The sequence below is a fragment of the Janthinobacterium leeuwenhoeki genome, from assembly GCF_051380795.1.
Classification (GTDB): Bacteria; Pseudomonadota; Gammaproteobacteria; order Burkholderiales; family Burkholderiaceae_D; genus Janthinobacterium.
In genome coordinates this window covers 1-1,262 of record NZ_JBNYXT010000074.1, presented here as the reverse complement: position 1 = coordinate 1,262, position 1,262 = coordinate 1, and the positions used below count along the sequence as shown (strand labels likewise).

The 1,262-nt window shown below is 60.9% G+C and carries 1 protein-coding gene; it reads right to left on the bottom strand.

What is annotated here, in order from left to right; translation table 11 throughout:
• Positions 1-33 precede the first annotated feature (33 nt).
• Positions 34-1,202 (bottom strand): IS3 family transposase gene (locus ACQ4WS_RS25430; RefSeq protein ID WP_436479723.1). Its coding sequence is split into 2 segments (ribosomal slippage): positions 34-947 and positions 947-1,202, totalling 1,170 coding nucleotides; the frame shifts between segments, so codons are not numbered across the junction.
• Positions 1,203-1,262: the final 60 nt, after the last annotated feature.

Genomic DNA, 1,262 nt, shown 5'->3' with positions numbered 1-1,262 from the left:
TGAGGTGTACTGTCAATAGCGGACACTCTTGTTTCAAGCCGCCCGTGGCTGTTTGCTGAATTTCTCAGCGAACAACGCGGGCGGAACATTGCCGAGGCGCGAGTGGCGCCGCTGGCGGTTGTAAAAGCTTTCGATGTATTCCTGTATTGCCGCTTTCGCGTCGGCCCGGGTGGCGTAACGTTGATGGTGCACCAGTTCGTTTTTCAGGCTGCCCCAGAAGCTCTCCATGGGCGCGTTGTCATAGCAGTTCCCCCGGCGCGACATGGACGGCTGCATGCCGAACTGCTTCACCAGTTTTTGATAGTCATGGGCGCAGTACTGGCTGCCACGGTCGGAGTGGTGAATCAGGCCCGATGCGGGGCGTTTGTTGCGCACGGCCTTCCACAGCGCCGTTGCCGTCAGCGTTTGCGTCATGCGCTCGTCCATCGCGTAGCCCACCAGTTCGCAGGTGAACACGTCCTTGATACCGGCCAAGTAAAGCCAGCCCTCTCCGGTGGCCACATAGGTGATATCGGTCACCCAGGCTTCGTTCGGCCGGGTCGGCGCAAAGGTTTGATTGAGCAGGTTGTCGGCTACCGGCAGGTCATGATTCGAGTTCGTGGTGGCCTTGAACTTGCGCTTCTGCTTGCAGCGCAGGGCGAGCTCTCGACGCAGGCGGACGATACGGTCACGGCCGGCCGGGAAGCCTTGCGCCGTCAGTTCCGGCTGCATGCGCAGCGGGCCATAGGTCTGCCGGCTCTGTGCGTGCACGGCCTCGATGGCGACCTTCAGGAGCGCGTCTTCCTGCGTCCGCCGCGACGGTTTGCCGCTCGCCCAGGCGTAGAAACCGCTGCGCGAGACGCCAAAGACGCGGCACATGACGGTGACGGGAAATTCGAGTCGCAATGTCTTCATGACCGCGTACCTGGCAGCGACTCCCGCGCAAAGTACGCTGCCGCCTTTTTTACGATATCGCGCTCCATGCGGGCCTCGGCGAGCTCTTTGCGCAGCTTGGTTACCTCGGCTTCAAGCTCCGGGACGGAGCGGCTGCCAGGGGCCACTTTGGGCGACGTGCCGCGCCTTGCCGCACTCACCCAATTGGCCAGTGTGCCCTTTGGAATGGTCAGGCGCAACGCGGCGTCTTCCAGCGTCAGGCCTTGTGTCAGGACCAGTTTTACCGCTTCTTCCCGAAGCTCCGGTGTGTAGGTTTTTGAGCGTTTCATAAGTTCTCCAGTTGGTGAAGTTTACCAAACTAGAGTGTCCGAAAAAGTCAGGGTACCTCA